The sequence below is a fragment of the Diaphorobacter caeni genome, from assembly GCF_015354245.1.
GTDB lineage: Bacteria > Pseudomonadota > Gammaproteobacteria > Burkholderiales > Burkholderiaceae_C > Diaphorobacter_A > Diaphorobacter_A caeni.
Map to the genome: position 1 here is coordinate 1 of NZ_JADKYZ010000019.1, position 16,229 is coordinate 16,229.

Here is a 16,229-nt window from a genome sequence, read left to right on the forward strand (position 1 = left end):
CGTTTCGCCGAGCTGCATCGCCAGCGCGCTGGCGATGCAGCTCAATCCCCATCAACCCAAATACCCATCGAGTAATCTTGAACCCGGACTTCCACTTTTGATTGGTACGTCTACAGGGGGCAGGTCACCACCACAAGACGGGTGCGGTGAGAGCGAGTCGTTAGCCTTCTCGTAGGTACTTTTTTGCGTGAGCTCAGTTTCCTTCACGACCAGAAGCTTCACATTCGGCGCAGGCAATCCCGTGCTGTCGAAAATACTTCACATCGCTGCCCCAGGTTTGGCCACGGCAGGCAACCTGGCCCCTAGGAAAGGAGCGTCTTGATCTCCACCTCGGATTTGAGCGTGCGGTGCACGGGGCATTTGTCGGCGATCTCCAGCAAACGTGCCCGTTGCGGCGCATCGAGTGGCCCCGCGAGTTCGACCGTCCGCTGGATTCGGTCAATCTTGCCTTCCTTGGTCTCACATTCAGCACAGTCTGCAGCGTGGATCTTGGCGTGAGTCAAAGTGACGCGGACGTCCTCGAGGGGCCATTTCTTGTGGCGGGCGTAAAGGCGCAACGTCATCGCCGTGCAAGCTCCAAGCGCACCGAGCAGAAGGTCATATGGTCCCAAGCCGAGGTCGTCACCGCCCACCCCCACCGGTTCGTCACTCACCAGCGTGTGGCGCCCTGCCTCAACGTTGACGGCAAAGTTGCCCGAACGGTCGCTGACTCGCACAACGCCCACCGGCAGAGACTCCGCTCCGGGTGTCGACGCCACCTCGCTTGAAGGGGCGGGAGCAGGCAAATACCGCTTAGCCCAGGCAGCGATGAGCCCTGCGGCGTACGTGGCATCGCTGTGACTGTTGAGCAGATGGTCGGCATCGTCGAGCGATACGAAGGATTTGGGGTGCAGTGCCTGTTCGAAGATTCGGCGTGCGTTGTCTACTCCAACAATCGTATCGCCGGGCGCGTGCAACACAAGCAAAGGCCGATGCAACGCATGGATTCGCTCGGCCTGAGGCTGGGAGGCTACGTCGTCTAGAAATTCCCGCCGCAACGTGAACTCCCGACCCGAAAGCGTTACACGGGCCTCTCCGTTGGACTCGATGAGAGCCAGCCCTCCCCAAAATGGCGCGTAACGTGTGCCGGTTCGAAGGGCGCGCCGAGCGTCACCACAGCACACGCATCGGCAATGCGGTGTGCAGCGGCCAGAACGGCTGCGCCACCGAGCGAATGCCCGATGAGGAGCGCTGGCGATCCATGCTCACTTCGCAGCCAGTCGGCCGCCGCGACTAGATCGCCGACGTTTGAACTGAAATGGGTGTTCGCGAAGTCACCGCCGCTGCCACCCAACCCTGTGAAATCGAAGCGAAGCACGCCGAACCCGGCCTCGACCAACGCACGCGAAATGTAGGAGGCCGCTTTCGAGTCTTTGGAGCACGTGAAACAGTGTGCGAAGACAGCCCACGCTCTTGGCAAAGTGTTTGGTTTATCAAGCCGTGCAGCCAGCAAATGGCCGAGGCTCCCGGGAAATTCAACTTTAAGGCTAGTCATGTTTCACTGAAGTTGATACGCATGCAAGACAGCAATCGAGGTTGCTACGACTCCAAGATTCGAACACGAAATCTATTCACACGCCAGCGTGTACTACAGACTCGATGAAGCACTTGATTGCCCCAGCCAAATATGACACTGTGCGCTTCGCCTTCCCTGAAATTTCGACATGCGTACATTGAAAGCTTGTCTGCACATTTGGCATGGAAGTTTGGCGCCAAGACTGCGCAGCAAAGGTCGACCGAGCCGCACATCCTGGTCGTTACTTCTAGAATGAACGGATGACTTCTTCCGTTGACAAAGATCCCACCGAACCAAGCAATTTTCTGCGCAACGTCATCGAAAACGACCTTGAACTAGGCGTCTATGCAGCGCGCAAATGGGGAGGCAGCCCCGGCGACGCGCAACACCATGCGCAAGGCATGCTAGACCCGGCCAAGGTCCGCACTCGATTCCCGCCTGAACCCAACGGCTACCTGCACATCGGGCATGCCAAGAGCATCTGGCTTAACTTCGAGCTCGCCAAGAAATACTGTGGCGTGTGTCACCTGCGCTTCGATGACACCAACCCGGAGAAAGAAGAGCAGGAATACGTCGATAGCATCCGCGACGCGGTGAAGTGGCTGGGCTACGAAACCTGCCTGGCTGACAGCCCCGTGGCTCCCGGCACCCTGCAGCCGCACGAATACTTCGCCAGCGACTACTTTGACTTCATGTACCGCGCGGCCGAGTACCTGATCATCGCCGGGCTCGCCTACGTGGACGAGCAGACGCCCGAGCAAATGCGCGCCGCGCGCGGGGACTTCAACACACCCGGAACTGACAGCCCGTTCCGTACCCGCAGCCCCGACGAGAACCTGGCGCGCTTCCGCCAGATGCGAGACGGCGAGCTCGTAGACGGTGCCGCCATCCTTCGCGCGAAGATTGACATGGCCAATCCCAATATCAACCTGCGCGACCCTGCGCTCTACCGCATCCGTCGGGCGACGCACCACAACACAGGCGACAAATGGTGCATCTATCCGATGTACACCTTTGCACATCCGATTGAGGATGCGTTGGAGCAGATCACCCATTCGATCGCCACATTGGAGTTCGAAGACCAGAGACCGTTCTACGACTGGTTGCTTTACCGTTTGGCAGAAGGCGGGTTGATCGCCAGCCCGCATCCGCGCCAGTATGAATTCGCGCGGCTCAATGTGACGCACATGGTCACCAGCAAGCGCAAGCTGCGCCAGCTGGTCGAAGACGGGCACGTCGATGGCTGGGACGACCCACGGATGCCAACCCTCGCAGGCCTCCGCCGGCGCGGCTACACGCCCGAAGCGCTCAGGCTCTTCTGCGAACGCAGCGGCGTGACGAAGTCCGGCGGCTGGATCGACTACGCGAGCCTCGAAGCGACCCTCCGCGACACGCTCGACCCCATCGCCCCGCGCGCGATGGCCGTGCTCGACCCGGTCAAGCTCGTCATCACCAACTGGGCCGAGCTGATGGGCAGCGACGCCTCACTGGACGACTGCACCGCCCCCGTAAACCCGCGCGACCCCGAAGGCGGCATGCGCCGCTTCAAGATCGGCCGCGAGGTGTGGATCGAACGCACCGACTACGAAGATGTGCAGCCAAAGGGTTTCTTCCGACTGTTCCCCGGCAACAAGGTGCGCCTGAAATACGGTCACACCATCGTGTGCACGGGCGCCACGCGTGACGCTGACGGCAAGCTGGTCGAAGTGCAGGCCACGCTGATGCCCGATACAAAGAGCGGCACGCCAGGCGCGGATGCGGTAAAGGTGAAGGGCAACATTACCTGGGTCGCCGTAGCCGATGCGGTACCGGTCGAGGTGCGCTTGTATGAACGGCTGTTTACCACGGAGCAACCGGGCAGCGGGGAGTTGCTGGATGAGCTGAATAAGGCGAGCCTCGTGACATGCTCGGCCTTCGCAGAACCGTCATTGTCTGTAGCGCAGGTTGGCGGTGTGGGGTTTCAGTTCGAGCGGCACGGGTACTTCGTGGTGGATGCAAAAGCGTCACACGATGGAAAGCTTGTGTTCAATCGGGCTGCTGGGATGCGAGACGGTCGGGAGAAGTAAGCAGCGCACTACGGATCCGCGCACGGAGAGACACCCACCCCAGGCAGAACGGCGCGCGCAAGAGTACGGGGAGCTGCGAGCAAAGGTCGAGCGGCACTCACCGACTTGACGAGCTCCACGTTCACAGCGGATGCGCTCGCCTCTACCAATGCCAATCAAATCCAGACGCAGGACAGCATGGCGCGCCGCCGTGAAAGGCCCGAAGTTTATGCGCCGCCGTACCTCTCAGTTTTTATGTGGGCTGCGGTTATCCCGGCATCGACAAGTCCATTAGCAACAGCTTCGACGAACCGATTGGCGCCGCATACGTAAACATGACGAGGCGTGTGGTCCCAGCGGGCAAGCACGTTTGCAATTGCCGCGGCATCAAGCCGGCGCCCCAGGTCGGAATGCCGCGGTGGTGGCTCGCGCGTGGTCACTGCGATGAAAGTGAAGTCGGGCCGTGCTGCTTCGAGTTCAAGCAACTCGGCATGGAAAGGAAGATCGGCTGGGGTGCGTGCGGAGCAGACCAACAGCACGGGCATAGGCACCGGCCGCGGTTCAGCCATAGTGGCCTTCGGCGCAACTTCCTCTGTGGGGTCCGCGGCCCACGCGCGCACCATCGCCATCAACGGCGCGATTCCCGAACCGCCCGCAATCAACAACAGCGGCCCGCCATCGGCGGGTCCCCAGACGAAATGCCCACCGAGCGGCCCACGCACCTCGATACTTTCGCCCACCTCCGCGATGTCATGGAAAAAAGGCGACACCTCACCATCTTCGAGCTTCTCGATGATGATTTCGACGGTATCGGCGCGAGGCGCCGATGCAATGGAATAGCTGCGTTGTGCGACATAACCATCGGGCGCGGTCAGCCGCACACTGATATGTTGTCCCGCACGGCGCGATGCCAGTTCCGACACATCGAGAAAGAAGCTCTTGATGCGTGGCGTGAGCTGCGAGATGCGCTCGATCTTCGCGTTGCGCCACGGACCTTGTTGCTCGCTGGACGTCATCAAGAATCGTCCGAATAGCGTTGCTGCCGCCAAGGATCGCCGTAAATGTGATATCCGCGCAGCTCCCAGAATCCAGCCTCATCGCGCGCGGTGAACTTGAGCCCCTTAATCCACTTCGCGCTTTTCCAGAAGTACAGGTGTGGCACCAATAAACGTGCCGGGCCGCCGTGTTCAGGCGCCAACGGCCGACCGTCGAAGTGCGTCGCAACCATGGCGCGACCGCCTAGCAAATCGGCAACTGGCACGTTGGTATCGTAGTCGTCTAGCGATAGCGCTAGCAGCCAGGGCGTCGGGGCCGCAATGCCGGCGTCGGCGAGCAGAGCGTCGATGGTCACACCTTCCCAGCGCGTGTCGAACTTCGACCAAGTCGTCACACAGTGGATGTCACCCTCCCAGACGGAGCGTGGCAGCGCCAGGAACTCGTTCCAGCTCCAACTTTTCAATGGCCGCGGGCCGTCGCTCAGAGTAAACCGCCAAGCAGCTAAGTCGATGCGCGGCACCGGTCCTTTCGAGAGCACCGGAAAGTCGTCGGTCTTGAACTGGCCCGGCGGCAATCGGTTGGCAATATCAGCCGTGGGCCGTCGCCCGCTAAATCCGCGTGTAACCATATCGAGGGCTCCTGTTTGTCGTTTAAGGCCAAGGCTAACGTTCTTTGCTCAAAAGTGCACTGCCATTTGGTCTGTTGTGCCATTTGGGAGCCCGCCCCTTGCCGGGCGTGCTGGATTCGCGCCCAGTGCGGCCCCACGGAAAGTATTGCTGCACCGCTGGCCTAGCTCCAACAATTTCAGGAGCCAGTAAAACGCCTGCCTAGTCGTTTGTCTATGGGTCCATCCGCATTGGAATTCGACAACCACCAAACTGTAGGGGTGCTGGCTCTGCCGATGGTCCGACTTTTAGCACCCATCGTCCTGACCTCTGGAGCACCCCTGCATGGTCGAACCCGTTACTCCGAATCGGACGCACGGCGTACTTAACAAGACGCACCGGCGTCTTGTAGCGCTTGCCTTCGGCTCAACATGAGGAAGAATGAAAGGATGCCTCCTGTGGGTAACGCCATCGCGTCGCTCGCAGCGGCACGGATTCGATCAAGCGCAGTTCGGCTTGCGAACTTGACTGCATGGTCCGGACTACAAGGAGTCGCAACATGGGTTTGAAAGAAACCGCCATCCTCGCCGGAGGTTGCTTCTGGGGCATGCAGGAGTTGGTACGCAAGATTCCTGGTGTCGCGAGTACACGCGTCGGCTACAACGGCGGCGACGTTGCCAATGCCACTTACCGCAATCACGGCACGCATGCCGAGGCGCTCGAAGTGGTATTCGATCCGGCGTTCATCAGTTATCGCGAGGTGCTGGAATTTTTCTTCCAGATTCACGATCCCAGCACGCCCAGCCCGCCGGGCAACGAAAGCGGGTGGTCTTACCGTTCCGGCATCTACTTCACTACGCCAGAGCAGCGGCAGATCGCGCTGGAAACGATTGCCGACGTCGACGCCTCGGGCCTGTGGCCGGGCAAGGTGGTCACCGAAGTCAAACCCGCCGGCCCCTTCTGGCAGGCCGAGCCGGAGCACCAGGACTATCTGCAACGTCGTCCGAATGGTTACACCTGCCACTTTCCACGCCCGCAGTGGAAGCTCCCCAGGCGGGTGGCTACATGCGCTTGAGGGCTGCCCCTGGTCAGCCAGTGCGCGGTCCCGGACAGTACTCTCACACAAAGATTTCATGACGAACGACCAAGACCCTGTGAATGCCCCGCAGTTGCGAGTTCCGCAGTGGATCGATGCGCACGGGAACCCGAGCTGGCCGCTCGAGCTGGCCGATCTCGGAGACGAGTTCAAGGTTATTTTTTGCTTCCAGCACGGGTGCCCGGGTTGTCATAGCCACGGATTTCCGACTCTAAAAGCGCTGGTTGAAGCGCTGTCCGGGCAGGGCTTCGGCTTCGCAGCCGTGCAAACCGTGTTCGAGTCTGCCGAGATAAACACATTCGATCGTTTGCGCGAGACGCAGCAGCGCTACGGGTTGTCAATCCCATTCGGGCATGACCCGGCCGTGGACCGCTATCCGAGCCTGATGGCGGATTTCGAGACGCGCGGCACACCGTGGTTCATCGTCATCGATCCGCTGGGGGAGGTCATTCACAGCGACTTCCGCCTCGATACCGAGCACCTGTTGGGGACCTTCGGCGGCGCCGACGAACTGCCTCAGGCCATGTGACGCCGCCTGCCGAATACCCCCAGAACCTGGAGCATGAAATGCAAGCCAACGTGACCGCCCCGCACGATCCGCCCGCCGACCCGGCGTCCCGAGCAGCGCTGTACATGCCGTTCGACAACAGCTACGCGCGTGATCTCGAGGGCATGTATGCGAGGTCGAGCCCAGCCGGCTCGCCCGCGCCTCGGCTGCTGCGGCTGAACCGCAACCTGGCTGAAGAGCTCGGTCTGGACGCCGACGAAATGTCCTCGGCCGCCGGCCTCGCTATGCTCGCCGGTAATGCCGTGCCGGCTCTGGCGCAGCCATTGGCGCAGGCTTATGCCGGGCACCAGTTCGGCGGCTTCTCGCCGCAACTCGGCGATGGCCGCGCCCTGCTGCTGGGCGAACTCGTCGACCGCCACGGCCGGCGCCGTGACATCGCCCTGAAGGGATCGGGCCGAACCCCGTTCTCGCGTCGTGGTGACGGCAGGGCCGCACTTGGACCCGTGCTGCGGGAGTACCTGATGGGCGAGGCCATGCATGCCCTAGGCATCCCCACCACGCGCGCGTTGGCCGCGGTAGCCACCGGCGCGACCGTACAGCGCGCGCAGATCTTGCCTGGCGCCATCCTGACGCGCGTGGCAGCCAGCCACTTGCGTGTAGGCACCTTCGAGTACATCGCCGCCAGAGGCGACGAGGTCCTGCTGCGCCGGCTGGCCGACTACGCCATCACGCGTCACGATGTAGCACTGGCCGGCACCCCCGCCCCCTACCTGGGTCTGCTGCAGGCGGTGGTCGAGCGCCAGGCTTCGTTGGTCGCCCGCTGGATGGGCGTGGGCTTTATCCACGGCGTCATGAACACCGACAACATGACGATCTCCGGCGAAACGATCGACTACGGCCCTTGCGCTTTCATGGAGCACTTCGACCCCAATGCCGTATTCAGCTCAATCGACACCTCAGGCCGCTATGCCTATGGCAATCAGCCGGCGATTGCGCAGTGGAACTTGGCACGCTTGGCCGACGCTTTGCTGCCCCTGATCGACGCCGATGCCGAGTCTGCGGCCCAACGCGCCGGCGCGGCTGTCGAGGCATTTGCCGAACGCTTCGACTTTCATTGGACGTCCGTCCTGCGGCTCAAGCTGGGCTTGGACGGCAGCAGCGGGGACGACCGCGCGCTGGCCGACGACTACCTGAAGCTGATGAGCCAGTACCGCATCGATTTCACGCTCGCGTTTGCCCGCCTGGCCGACGCGGCCCAAGGCAACGACACGCCGCTTCGCGCGCTGTTCGGAGGCACGGGCGCTGCGCTGGAACTTTGGCTGAAGCGCTGGCGCGAGCGCACCCAGGCGGTCGGCACGAGCCAGGTCGAACTGGCGGCGGCCCTGCGGAGCGCCAATCCGATCTACATCCCGCGTAACCATCACGTCGAAGCAGCGCTAGCGGCGGCCGTGGAGCGCGATAACTTGGCACCTTTCGAGCGCCTGCTGCGGGTGCTGGAACACCCTTTCGACGAGCATCCAGCAGACATCTCGTTAGCCGAGCCCGCGCCGGCAGAGCTGACGGAAAACTACCGAACTTTCTGCGGCACCTGAACGGCGGATAGCCGGGCGCAACTACTCAACTCCACCCGAAGGAACAACCATGCAAAACGACAGCGTACAAGCTGGCATCACGGGAGAACCCCCGCCCGAACTGGGCGTGACGCAATGGATCGACGCAGCCGGCCAGCCCCTGGCCGACTATGGCCTAGACAAGATGCGCGGGAAATTCAAGCTGATCTTCTGCTTCCAAGACGCCTGCCCAGGCTGCCACCTGACCGGCTTTCCGTCGCTGGTCCGTATGGTCGAGGCTTTTCGCGGTTCGCCCTTCGTCAGCTTCGCGGCGGTGCAGACGGTTTTCGAGGACTTCGAATCCAACACCGTAGATAGGGTGGCAGCGAACCAACGCAAATACGCACTGCCGATACCGTTCGGCCACGACGCCGGCGCCGGTCGCGTGGGCGCCAGTTCTGTGCTGATGCAGCGCTACCGTAACGGCGGCACGCCCTGGTTCATCCTTGTCGATCCCAGTGGCGCGGTGGTTTACAACTACTTCCGCATCGACGTCGAAAAACTCATTGCCGAGCTCAAACGCGCCGAGTCGGCGCCGCCTTTGCCCACGCCAGATGCAGGAACCATCACCTGGCGAGACGTCATCGAGCACGCGAAAGGCAATAATCCACCTCCGCCACGGCGACTCGAGCTCGACGACGCGCAATGGCGCCAGCGCCTGACGCCAGAGCAGTACCGTGTCACGCGACAGAGGGGAACCGAACCTGCGCACAGCTCGGACATGTGTGCCTTGTTCGAACCCGGTGTTTACGGATGCGTGTGCTGCGGTACCGAACTGTTCGACGCTTCGAGCAAGTTCCGAAGCAAGAGTGGTTGGCCCAGCTTCAGGCAGGCGCTGGCGCCTGGGCTGATCGCGCACCACTACGATTCGAGCCATGGGATGACGCGCATCGAGACCACCTGCAATGTGTGCGACGCGCACCTGGGCCATGTTTTCCCCGATGGGCCCGAGCCCAGCGGCCTGCGCTACTGCATGAACGCTGCGGCGTTGGTCAAGTCATGATGAACTTCGACACTATCGTTATCGGTGCTGGACAGGCAGGGCCATTTCTGGCGGCCAAGCTCGTGGATCGCGGCCGCAATGTCGCACTGGTGGAAGCCCGCGACCTTGGCGGCACCTGCGTCAACCGAGGCTGCACTCCCACCAAGACTTTGCGCAAGTCGGCGCGAGTGGCCTACCTGGCGCGTCGTGCGGCCGAGTTCGGTGTGCAAGTGGGCCCAGTGAAGGTCGACTTCGCCGTCGCTATGCAACGCATGCAAGACAGGGTCGACCAGGCGCGGTCAGGACTCGAGAGCTGGCTCGGCGGGTTGCAGGGCCTGCGCATCATTAAAGCCCACGGCCGGCTGATGGGTCGCGATGGTGGCGAGTTCCTGGTGCAGGCGGGCGAGCACATACTGCGCGCGCCCCAGATCATCTTGAACACGGGTACGCGCCCGTCCGTGCCGCCAATTCCGGGTCTGGCGGAAAACCCGTACCTTGACAGCGAGGGACTGTTGGCGTTGCGCGAGCTGCCCCGCAAGTTGGTGATCATCGGAGGTGGGTACATCAGCCTTGAGATGGCGCAAATCTTTCGCCGCCTCGGCAGCAAGGTCGCCATCATCGAGACGGGGCCGCGCTTGACGGGAAGGGAAGACGCCGACGTATCTGCTGCCATCATCGAGATGCTGCAGTCCGAGGGCATCGACGTCTACATCGGCGTGTCTATTGCGGCTGTCACACCGGGGGAAACTGAGGGCGGCACCTGTGTTCAACTTGCAGACGGTCGCATCATTGGCGGTAGCCACCTGCTGGTAGCTGCCGGTCGCGTGCCCAACACCGACGATCTGGGCTTGGATAGCGTGGGCTTGAGGGCCAACATGCGTGGCTACATCGGCACCAACGATCGGCTCGAAACCGAAGTGCCTGGCATCTGGGCGCTGGGGGACATCAACCAGCGCGGGGCCTTCACTCACACCAGCTACCACGATCAGGATGTTCTGGCCGAGAACCTCGCGGGGGGGCAGCGCAGCGCCGACGCGCGCAACAGTATTTACGCCATGTTCACCGATCCACCACTGGCACACGTGGGGCTGTATGAAGCCGAGGCCAAGCGCCTAGTGGAAAAGGAGGGTCGGCGTATTTCACAGGCCGTGCACGCGATGAAGGACGTGAGCCGGGCGAAGGAAGAGAGTGAAACCGTGGGCTTGATCAAGCTGCTCATCGATGAAGACAGCGGCCTGTTCCTGGGCGCCACGATGCTGGGCATCCAAGCCGACGAGATCATTCAATCCATTGGGCTGGTGATGGCCAGCCAGGGCACCTGGCGCGCGGTGCGTGAGGCGCTGCCCGTGCACCCCACCGTCACGGAATTCCTGCCCACCATCATCGACCGCCGCAAGCCCCTGGTCGCGAACTGAATAGAGGGAGCAAAGATGCCCATCAATCGATCCTTTCTAGGCCGCAATCGCGGCGTCGACAATCACGGTGGTCGTTTGCCTCCGGGACAATCACTGACCGAAAATTTCCCGGTCCTGACCTCTGGCCCTGCACCGCGCCCGCTTAGCGAAGCCGAATGGGCGCTGACCCTGAAAGTCGGCCCGCAGCTGGTGGCCCACTGGACCTTGGCCGATTTCAGGGCTTTGCCGCAGAGCGAGCAGGTGGTCGACATTCACTGCGTGACCACTTGGTCCAAGTTCGACACGCGTTGGCGTGGCGTCACGGTGGACGACCTTCTCGCCGCAGTCGGAGTGCATTCACCCACCCCATGGGTGCTTGCCCACTCGCAGGACGGCTACAGCACCAACTTACCGCTGGCGGACCTGACGCAAGGACGCGCCATGGTCGCCACCCACTTCGACGACAAGCCCCTGACGCACGAGCACGGCGGGCCGGCACGCCTGTTGGTGCCGCACCTGTATTTCTGGAAATCGGCCAAGTGGTTGAGCAGCCTTCAGTTCACGTCTAAGGAAGAACCCGGGTTCTGGGAAGTGCGCGGCTACCACTTGCGCGGTGACCCGTTCAAGGAAGAGCGCTATGGCTGAGCTTGTCGACAGCGCAAACGAGCCGTTGATCTGGCACGAAGCACAAGTGAACTTGGCCGTGCGGCGTAACGCTTGGAGCGCCCCCTCTGTGCACCAATGCAACCTAGAAACGCAATATGAAACCTGATGTCCTACTCTACACAACGAGTTGGTGCCCGTACTGCCATCGGGCCAAGGCTCTTCTCAAGGCAAAAGGAGTGCAATGGAAAGAGCTCAACATTGAGGCAGACCCAGCTCACCGGCATGCCATGACGGAGGCGTCTGGTCGAGACACCGTACCGCAGATATTCATCAATGGTACGCATGTCGGTGGCTCAGACGATCTTGCCGATCTCGAAGCCAATGGAGAGCTTGACAAACTTCTCGCGACCATTCCGCCTTCGAATTGAGCGGTAACGGCTCGGGCACGAGGGCCCGCGCACCAAGTGCTCGTTGATCGGACGCCCTGGACCCGGCCATTTCGAAGAATCGCTTCATTGTTTCGATGATCAGCATCTCCTAGGTTGTTGTAGCGAAAGCAATGTGCGACGGGGCACAGTTGGAAGTGATCAAGAAGTACGTCCAGCCACAAGACAGGCCGCACTGACAGAGGTCAAGCATTCCCCCGCGCTCAAAAGGGGACGGCTAAGCTTAAGCGTGAGTTCGCGCCCGACCCGCTCTGAACACGGCTCCCACTCGTGCATTGCTGGGACCCTTCCCCCTCATTGCGAGTAGCATGCTGCCAAGAAAGAAAGTCTTTGAGGAAACTCGGCTATGAGTGACTACAAACCTATCAGTTGCGAGTTCCATGATGTGCTGGAATCTCTCGCGACTAGGCATAAGAATGCCGAGGTTGAATACCTCAATACAGACGGAGAAACTTGCAAGCTCAACGCAGTAATCCGGGACGTGTACGCGCGCGGAGGCGTTGAGTTTCTTGCCTTGAGCTCGGGTGATACGTTGCGGCTGGACCAGCTTGTGTCCGTCAATGGCGTCAGGCTCTCGGACTTTTAGCGGACCAATCATCTTCCTATGAACCAAGTCGTCAGGTACCTCACCAAGTCTCGATTCAAGCTGGCCGCCGAGTGTCCCAGGAAGCTCTACTACACGGGCAAGAAAGACTACCTCGACCGCTCGCTTGATGACAGCTTTCTGGCCGCCTTGGCCGAAGGTGGCTACCAAGTGGGCGAACTGGCCTGCCTGATTCATCCAGGCGGCATCCGCGTTGACGACCTCGACCATCAAGTGGCGCTCGCTAAGACCGCTGAGCTCCTGCAGCAGGACGAAGTCACCATCTTTGAAGCTGCGATAGCGGCGGGAAATCTGTTCGTGCGCGTCGATGTCTTGCGCAAGAGCGGTACGCGCATCGAAGTCATTGAAGTGAAAGCGAAGTCCTATAACGCAAAGAAGGATGGTGATTTCAAAGGCGCCAAGGGCCAATTAAAGTCAGACTTCCTGCCATACCTGCAGGACGTCGCTTTTCAGCGCTACGTGGCAGTGGCGGCGCTCCCTGGTCATCAGGTCCACGCGTTCCTGATGCTTGTCGACAAAGAGCAATCCTCGACAGTCGATGGACTCAATCAGCGCTTTAAGGTGGTCGTGGAAGGAAGGCGCCTGAAGGTCCAGGTTACACCAGGCACGACGCCGGAATCCCTTGGCCAGTGCCTGCTGGCCAAGGTGCCGGTAGACGGACAGGTCGACATGATTCTGTCAAGCACTCTCGCGGTAGGGCCGGCGGATCTGCGCCCCTTCCGTGCAGCCGTGGATGCGTTCGCTCTTGCCTACTCTCAGGACACGCCGCTACTCCCCCTTCCATCATCGGCTTGTGGTGGTTGCCAGTTCAAAGCACCCAGCTGGCCACTAGCCGAGCAACCCAAGAGCGGCTTCCACGAGTGCTGGTCACAAGCATTCAACTGGGGACAACGTAATTCAATATGAACTGGACACGACTTACGGACGAAGAATCGAAGTGCTATGCAATGTGTGCGAAGCCCACTTAGGGCACGTTTTTCCAGATGGTCCTGAGCCCTCTGGGGCTCGATTCTGCATCAACTCGGAGTCGTTGAAGTTTGTAGAGTAATTTTAGAAAATGGAGGGGGTCGTGGGGATTAAGCTGTTCGGTCATAAGGACTGCCACAAAACCAAGATTTACCAGTCGTACTTGAAAGAAAAAGGAATCGAGTTTGATTTTTTAGATGTTCACGAAGACGACGCGGCAGCTGATGAACTGCGATCCCTTTATACTACTGGAAAGTTAAATTTCCCGACAATACTGGTTGGGACAAAGAAGCTGAGAAACCCCAAGTTCAAGGATCTCGACAAGTGGTTGGAAGCTTCGATGAAATAACGAGATCTTTTTTTTGAGGATTGTAATTAGCTTAGTAAGGAGTCAGATCAATGATTATAGCAGTTTTCCGCAGTCGTGTTGCCAAGGAGCACGGTGGGGAGTTTGAAAGAAGATACGCCGAGATGTCCGCGCTTGTCGAAGCCATTCCTGGTTACGGAAGCCATGAGCGGTTTTCTTCTCCTAACGGTGAAGATGTTCTAATTGTCGAGTTCCTTACCAGAGAAGCTTTCGATGCTTGGGATAAGCATCCCGAACACAAAAAAGCCAAGATGCTTGGCAAAGACTACATTTTTGAATCGTACGACGTGAAGGTCGGAGAAGTTTTTGAACGGCACACAAAGCCGGAGGTGAAATTATGAAAACGAGAACTACTTATGTCGTAGGTGGCGTCCGTATTCCATTTATGAAATCAATGACTGCCTATCGAGATGTCACCACGCCAGAGCTTATGACCGCTAGCCTGAAAAGTTTAGTCGAAAGATATAACTTAAAGGGCAAAGTCGTGGGTGACGTGGCTCTGGGTGCACTCATGCAAAGTTCGGCCAACTGGAACTTTGCGCGTGAAGTTGTTCAGGCTTCTGGCTTACATCCGAATACGCCAGCATATAACGTGCAGCGGGCTTGCGGTACCAGTTTAGAAACTACGATTCAGATCGCACACAAAATATCCAGCTACCAAATCGAGAGCGGTATTGCGGGCGGCGTGGATAGCAATAGCGACTTGCCAATTATGGTGACTCGTTCGTTCTCGCAGAAGCTCGTTGCATTGAATTCGGCCAGAACACTCGGCGAGAAACTAAGAATCTTTTTGAGCTTTAGGCCGAGCGATTTAAAACCCGTGCCACCCGCCGTCGTTGAACCGCGAACAGGGAAGTCAATGGGTGAACATTGTGAGTTGATGGTCAAAGAATGGAAAATTTCCCGGCAAGAGCAAGACGAGCTGGCTCTGGCAAGCCATCTGAACGCCGCGAAAGCGTACAAAGACGGCTTTTATGCCGATCTCGTTTTTCCATTTTTAGGAAAAAGTACGGATGGAATCATGCGTGGCGATACGACTTTAGAGAAGTTGGCAAAGCTAAAGCCAGCATTTGATCGATCCGAAAAAGGAACTCTGACGGCAGGCAACTCGAGTTCACTCACGGATGGCTCGTCCACCGTTCTTTTGGCTTCCGAAGAAGAGGCTAAAAAGAATAATTGGCCGCTGTTGGCCAAGATTGTGGATTCTCATACTTCTGCCGTGGATTACGTCGCTGGCGAAGGTTTGCTCATGGCTCCAACTGTGGCGGTCAGTGAATTATTGAAGCGAAACGGCTTAAAGCTTCAGGATTTTGATTTTTACGAAATTCACGAGGCGTTCGCTGGACAAGTGCTCTGCACGATGAAGGCGTGGGAGTCTGCTGAATACTGCAAAACACGTTTGGGACGATCAGAGCCTCTCGGAAAAATTGACCGCTCGAAGCTAAATGTCCGTGGAAGTAGCATTGCCCTTGGGCATCCGTTTGCGGCTACTGGCGCTAAGATCGTCGGAGTTTTAGCAAAGATACTGCACTCAGCTGGTCCTGGAAAACGTGGCCTTATCGTCGTTTGCACGGCGGGAGGAATGGGAGTGGCTACAATTCTTGAAAGTTAGGAGAAAAATATGTCGGATCTAAAAATGAATAAAGAAGACGGTGTTGAAAGCTATGAATTTGCAACCCCTGAAGCAATCGAAGAAGCATTGAAAATCGGGAAGCTTAGTCAAACGGTTTTCGGCATGGGTTGCTTTTGGGGACCGGATTCTAATTTTGGAGGGACGCAGGGAGTAGTGCAAACACGTGTTGGCTACGCTGGAGCATCAACTCTGGATCCGAGTTACCGCAACATCAACGGACACGCCGAAGTCGTCAGAGTGATCTACGATAAAGACCAAATCAGCTACAGGGAACTTCTTGGAAGTTTTGAATCATGGTCTGTTCATGGTAGAAAGCAGGGCCAGTATCGCCAGATACTTTTTGTTTTTGATCTGGAGCAAAAACAAGTAGCTGAAGAACTGATTCAAGCGATTGGAAAGGAGAAATCTCCCGAGGTGATTGAGGCCGGAGAACAAAATGGTTATTTTTGGCCCGCCGAAGATTACCATCAAAAGCATCGTCTTCGCAGAAACAAACAGCTTGTAAGTCTTGCAGAAGTAGATTTCGGTCCTCGCTGGGATGAACATCTGTATTTTACTAAATTAAATAGTACCGATAGAAAAGGCTTCAGTCTCTCAAGCTGGCTAAAAAAGTTGTCTCCGGAAATGCAGAAAGCTTACCGAATCGGTTAATCTGAAATTGCAGCTGGCTAAAGAACTCTATTTTCTATATGGGGTCGTCTCAGAAAACGGAAAATAAAGCACGCTAAGCGTGCGTGGAGGCTGGCACCCAGCGGTACAGCGTCGGAATGGACACGCCGAGGTTCTTGGCCACGTCCTTGGGCGGCACCCCGCTGG

18 protein-coding genes and 1 pseudogene are annotated in these 16,229 nt (G+C 58.8%); 14 read left to right on the forward strand and 5 right to left on the reverse strand.

Annotation, left to right across the window (positions count from 1 at the left end; all coding sequences use genetic code 11):
* Window positions 1-302: 302 nt before the first annotated feature.
* On the reverse strand, window positions 303-959 hold the full coding sequence (locus ISG32_RS27870) for an OsmC family protein (RefSeq protein ID WP_323746003.1): 657 nt from the start codon (window positions 957-959) through the stop codon (window positions 303-305).
* Window positions 960-1,060: 101 nt separating this feature from the next.
* Window positions 1,061-1,534: an alpha/beta fold hydrolase gene (locus ISG32_RS27875; protein WP_323746002.1), complete on the reverse strand. Its 474-nt coding sequence runs from the start codon at window positions 1,532-1,534 to the stop codon at window positions 1,061-1,063.
* Window positions 1,535-1,815: 281 nt separating this feature from the next.
* Between ISG32_RS27875 and ISG32_RS27005 the strand changes: the two genes are divergently transcribed.
* Window positions 1,816-3,621, forward strand: coding sequence for a glutamine--tRNA ligase/YqeY domain fusion protein (locus ISG32_RS27005; RefSeq protein ID WP_194774091.1), 1,806 nt, complete (start codon window positions 1,816-1,818; stop codon window positions 3,619-3,621).
* A gap of 206 nt (window positions 3,622-3,827) precedes the next feature.
* Here ISG32_RS27005 and ISG32_RS27010 read toward each other — a convergent pair whose 3' ends face one another.
* Window positions 3,828-4,616 (reverse strand): FAD-binding oxidoreductase, encoded by a 789-nt coding sequence (locus tag ISG32_RS27010; RefSeq protein ID WP_060853417.1) that lies wholly within the window; start codon window positions 4,614-4,616, stop codon window positions 3,828-3,830.
* The gene (locus ISG32_RS27015) at window positions 4,616-5,224 is read right to left on the reverse strand and encodes a sulfite oxidase-like oxidoreductase (protein WP_060853416.1); all 609 of its coding nucleotides are present in this window, start codon (window positions 5,222-5,224) and stop codon (window positions 4,616-4,618) included. Before ISG32_RS27015 ends, ISG32_RS27010 begins: the two co-directional genes overlap by 1 nt.
* A gap of 536 nt (window positions 5,225-5,760) precedes the next feature.
* Here ISG32_RS27015 and msrA point away from each other — a divergent pair.
* The 13 genes and pseudogenes from msrA to ISG32_RS27080 all read left to right on the forward strand — a co-directional run bounded on the left by msrA (window position 5,761) and on the right by ISG32_RS27080 (window position 16,064).
* Entirely contained in the window at window positions 5,761-6,276 is a 516-nt protein-coding gene (msrA, locus tag ISG32_RS27020; protein ID WP_060853415.1) for a peptide-methionine (S)-S-oxide reductase MsrA, read from the forward strand.
* Between the two features lie 58 nt (window positions 6,277-6,334).
* Window positions 6,335-6,826, forward strand: a complete 492-nt coding sequence (locus ISG32_RS27025; RefSeq protein WP_060853414.1) for a peroxiredoxin family protein — start codon at window positions 6,335-6,337, stop codon at window positions 6,824-6,826.
* A gap of 38 nt (window positions 6,827-6,864) precedes the next feature.
* A complete protein-coding gene (locus ISG32_RS27030; RefSeq protein WP_228530155.1) occupies window positions 6,865-8,397 on the forward strand; it encodes a protein adenylyltransferase SelO in 1,533 nt (510 codons plus the stop codon).
* Between the two features lie 601 nt (window positions 8,398-8,998).
* Window positions 8,999-9,418, forward strand: a complete 420-nt coding sequence (gene msrB / locus ISG32_RS27035) for a peptide-methionine (R)-S-oxide reductase MsrB (protein ID WP_323746004.1) — start codon at window positions 8,999-9,001, stop codon at window positions 9,416-9,418.
* Window positions 9,415-10,812 carry a mercuric reductase gene (locus ISG32_RS27040; protein ID WP_194774092.1) on the forward strand — a complete coding sequence of 466 codons (1,398 nt, stop codon included), beginning with the start codon at window positions 9,415-9,417 and terminating at the stop codon, window positions 10,810-10,812. The genes msrB and ISG32_RS27040 overlap by 4 nt, the downstream gene beginning before the upstream one ends.
* A 15-nt stretch (window positions 10,813-10,827) precedes the next feature.
* Window positions 10,828-11,436: a sulfite oxidase-like oxidoreductase gene (locus ISG32_RS27045; RefSeq protein WP_194774093.1), complete on the forward strand. Its 609-nt coding sequence runs from the start codon at window positions 10,828-10,830 to the stop codon at window positions 11,434-11,436.
* Window positions 11,437-11,552: 116 nt separating this feature from the next.
* Window positions 11,553-11,825 (forward strand): glutaredoxin 3, encoded by a 273-nt coding sequence (gene grxC, locus ISG32_RS27050; RefSeq protein ID WP_194774094.1) that lies wholly within the window; start codon window positions 11,553-11,555, stop codon window positions 11,823-11,825.
* A gap of 622 nt (window positions 11,826-12,447) precedes the next feature.
* Window positions 12,448-13,353 (forward strand): hypothetical protein, encoded by a 906-nt coding sequence (locus tag ISG32_RS27055; protein ID WP_194774095.1) that lies wholly within the window; start codon window positions 12,448-12,450, stop codon window positions 13,351-13,353.
* Window positions 13,343-13,495, forward strand: a pseudogene (locus ISG32_RS27060) (peptide-methionine (R)-S-oxide reductase); the annotation flags it as partial. The gene ISG32_RS27055 and the pseudogene ISG32_RS27060, both read left to right, overlap by 11 nt.
* Window positions 13,496-13,516: 21 nt before the next feature.
* The gene (locus ISG32_RS27065) at window positions 13,517-13,762 is read left to right on the forward strand and encodes a glutaredoxin family protein (RefSeq protein ID WP_025467194.1); all 246 of its coding nucleotides are present in this window, start codon (window positions 13,517-13,519) and stop codon (window positions 13,760-13,762) included.
* Between the two features lie 50 nt (window positions 13,763-13,812).
* Window positions 13,813-14,121, forward strand: a complete 309-nt coding sequence (locus ISG32_RS27070) for an antibiotic biosynthesis monooxygenase family protein (protein ID WP_002122973.1) — start codon at window positions 13,813-13,815, stop codon at window positions 14,119-14,121.
* Window positions 14,118-15,392: an acetyl-CoA C-acetyltransferase gene (locus ISG32_RS27075; RefSeq protein ID WP_069453486.1), complete on the forward strand. Its 1,275-nt coding sequence runs from the start codon at window positions 14,118-14,120 to the stop codon at window positions 15,390-15,392. Before ISG32_RS27070 ends, ISG32_RS27075 begins: the two co-directional genes overlap by 4 nt.
* A gap of 9 nt (window positions 15,393-15,401) precedes the next feature.
* Window positions 15,402-16,064, forward strand: a complete 663-nt coding sequence (locus ISG32_RS27080; protein WP_001281573.1) for a peptide-methionine (S)-S-oxide reductase MsrA — start codon at window positions 15,402-15,404, stop codon at window positions 16,062-16,064.
* A gap of 73 nt (window positions 16,065-16,137) precedes the next feature.
* Here the strand turns inward: ISG32_RS27080 and ISG32_RS27085 are convergent.
* A partial coding sequence (locus ISG32_RS27085; RefSeq protein WP_194774096.1) for a helix-turn-helix domain-containing protein occupies window positions 16,138-16,229 on the reverse strand: 92 nt, incomplete at its 5' end.

Bases quoted from the DNA above. Each gene is read 5' to 3' on its own strand.
- ISG32_RS27875 (WP_323746002.1), bottom strand. From the start codon at position 1,534: ATGACTAGCCTTAAAGTTGAATTTCCCGGGAGCCTCGGCCATTTGCTG.
- ISG32_RS27005 (WP_194774091.1), top strand. From the start codon at position 1,816: ATGACTTCTTCCGTTGACAAAGATCCCACCGAACCAAGCAATTTTCTG.
- ISG32_RS27010 (WP_060853417.1), bottom strand. From the start codon at position 4,616: ATGACGTCCAGCGAGCAACAAGGTCCGTGGCGCAACGCGAAGATCGAG.
- ISG32_RS27015 (WP_060853416.1), bottom strand. From the start codon at position 5,224: ATGGTTACACGCGGATTTAGCGGGCGACGGCCCACGGCTGATATTGCC.
- msrA (WP_060853415.1), top strand. From the start codon at position 5,761: ATGGGTTTGAAAGAAACCGCCATCCTCGCCGGAGGTTGCTTCTGGGGC.
- ISG32_RS27025 (WP_060853414.1), top strand. From the start codon at position 6,335: ATGACGAACGACCAAGACCCTGTGAATGCCCCGCAGTTGCGAGTTCCG.
- ISG32_RS27030 (WP_228530155.1), top strand. From the start codon at position 6,865: ATGCAAGCCAACGTGACCGCCCCGCACGATCCGCCCGCCGACCCGGCG.
- ISG32_RS27040 (WP_194774092.1), top strand. From the start codon at position 9,415: ATGATGAACTTCGACACTATCGTTATCGGTGCTGGACAGGCAGGGCCA.
- ISG32_RS27045 (WP_194774093.1), top strand. From the start codon at position 10,828: ATGCCCATCAATCGATCCTTTCTAGGCCGCAATCGCGGCGTCGACAAT.
- grxC (WP_194774094.1), top strand. From the start codon at position 11,553: ATGAAACCTGATGTCCTACTCTACACAACGAGTTGGTGCCCGTACTGC.
- ISG32_RS27055 (WP_194774095.1), top strand. From the start codon at position 12,448: ATGAACCAAGTCGTCAGGTACCTCACCAAGTCTCGATTCAAGCTGGCC.
- ISG32_RS27070 (WP_002122973.1), top strand. From the start codon at position 13,813: ATGATTATAGCAGTTTTCCGCAGTCGTGTTGCCAAGGAGCACGGTGGG.
- ISG32_RS27075 (WP_069453486.1), top strand. From the start codon at position 14,118: ATGAAAACGAGAACTACTTATGTCGTAGGTGGCGTCCGTATTCCATTT.
- ISG32_RS27080 (WP_001281573.1), top strand. From the start codon at position 15,402: ATGTCGGATCTAAAAATGAATAAAGAAGACGGTGTTGAAAGCTATGAA.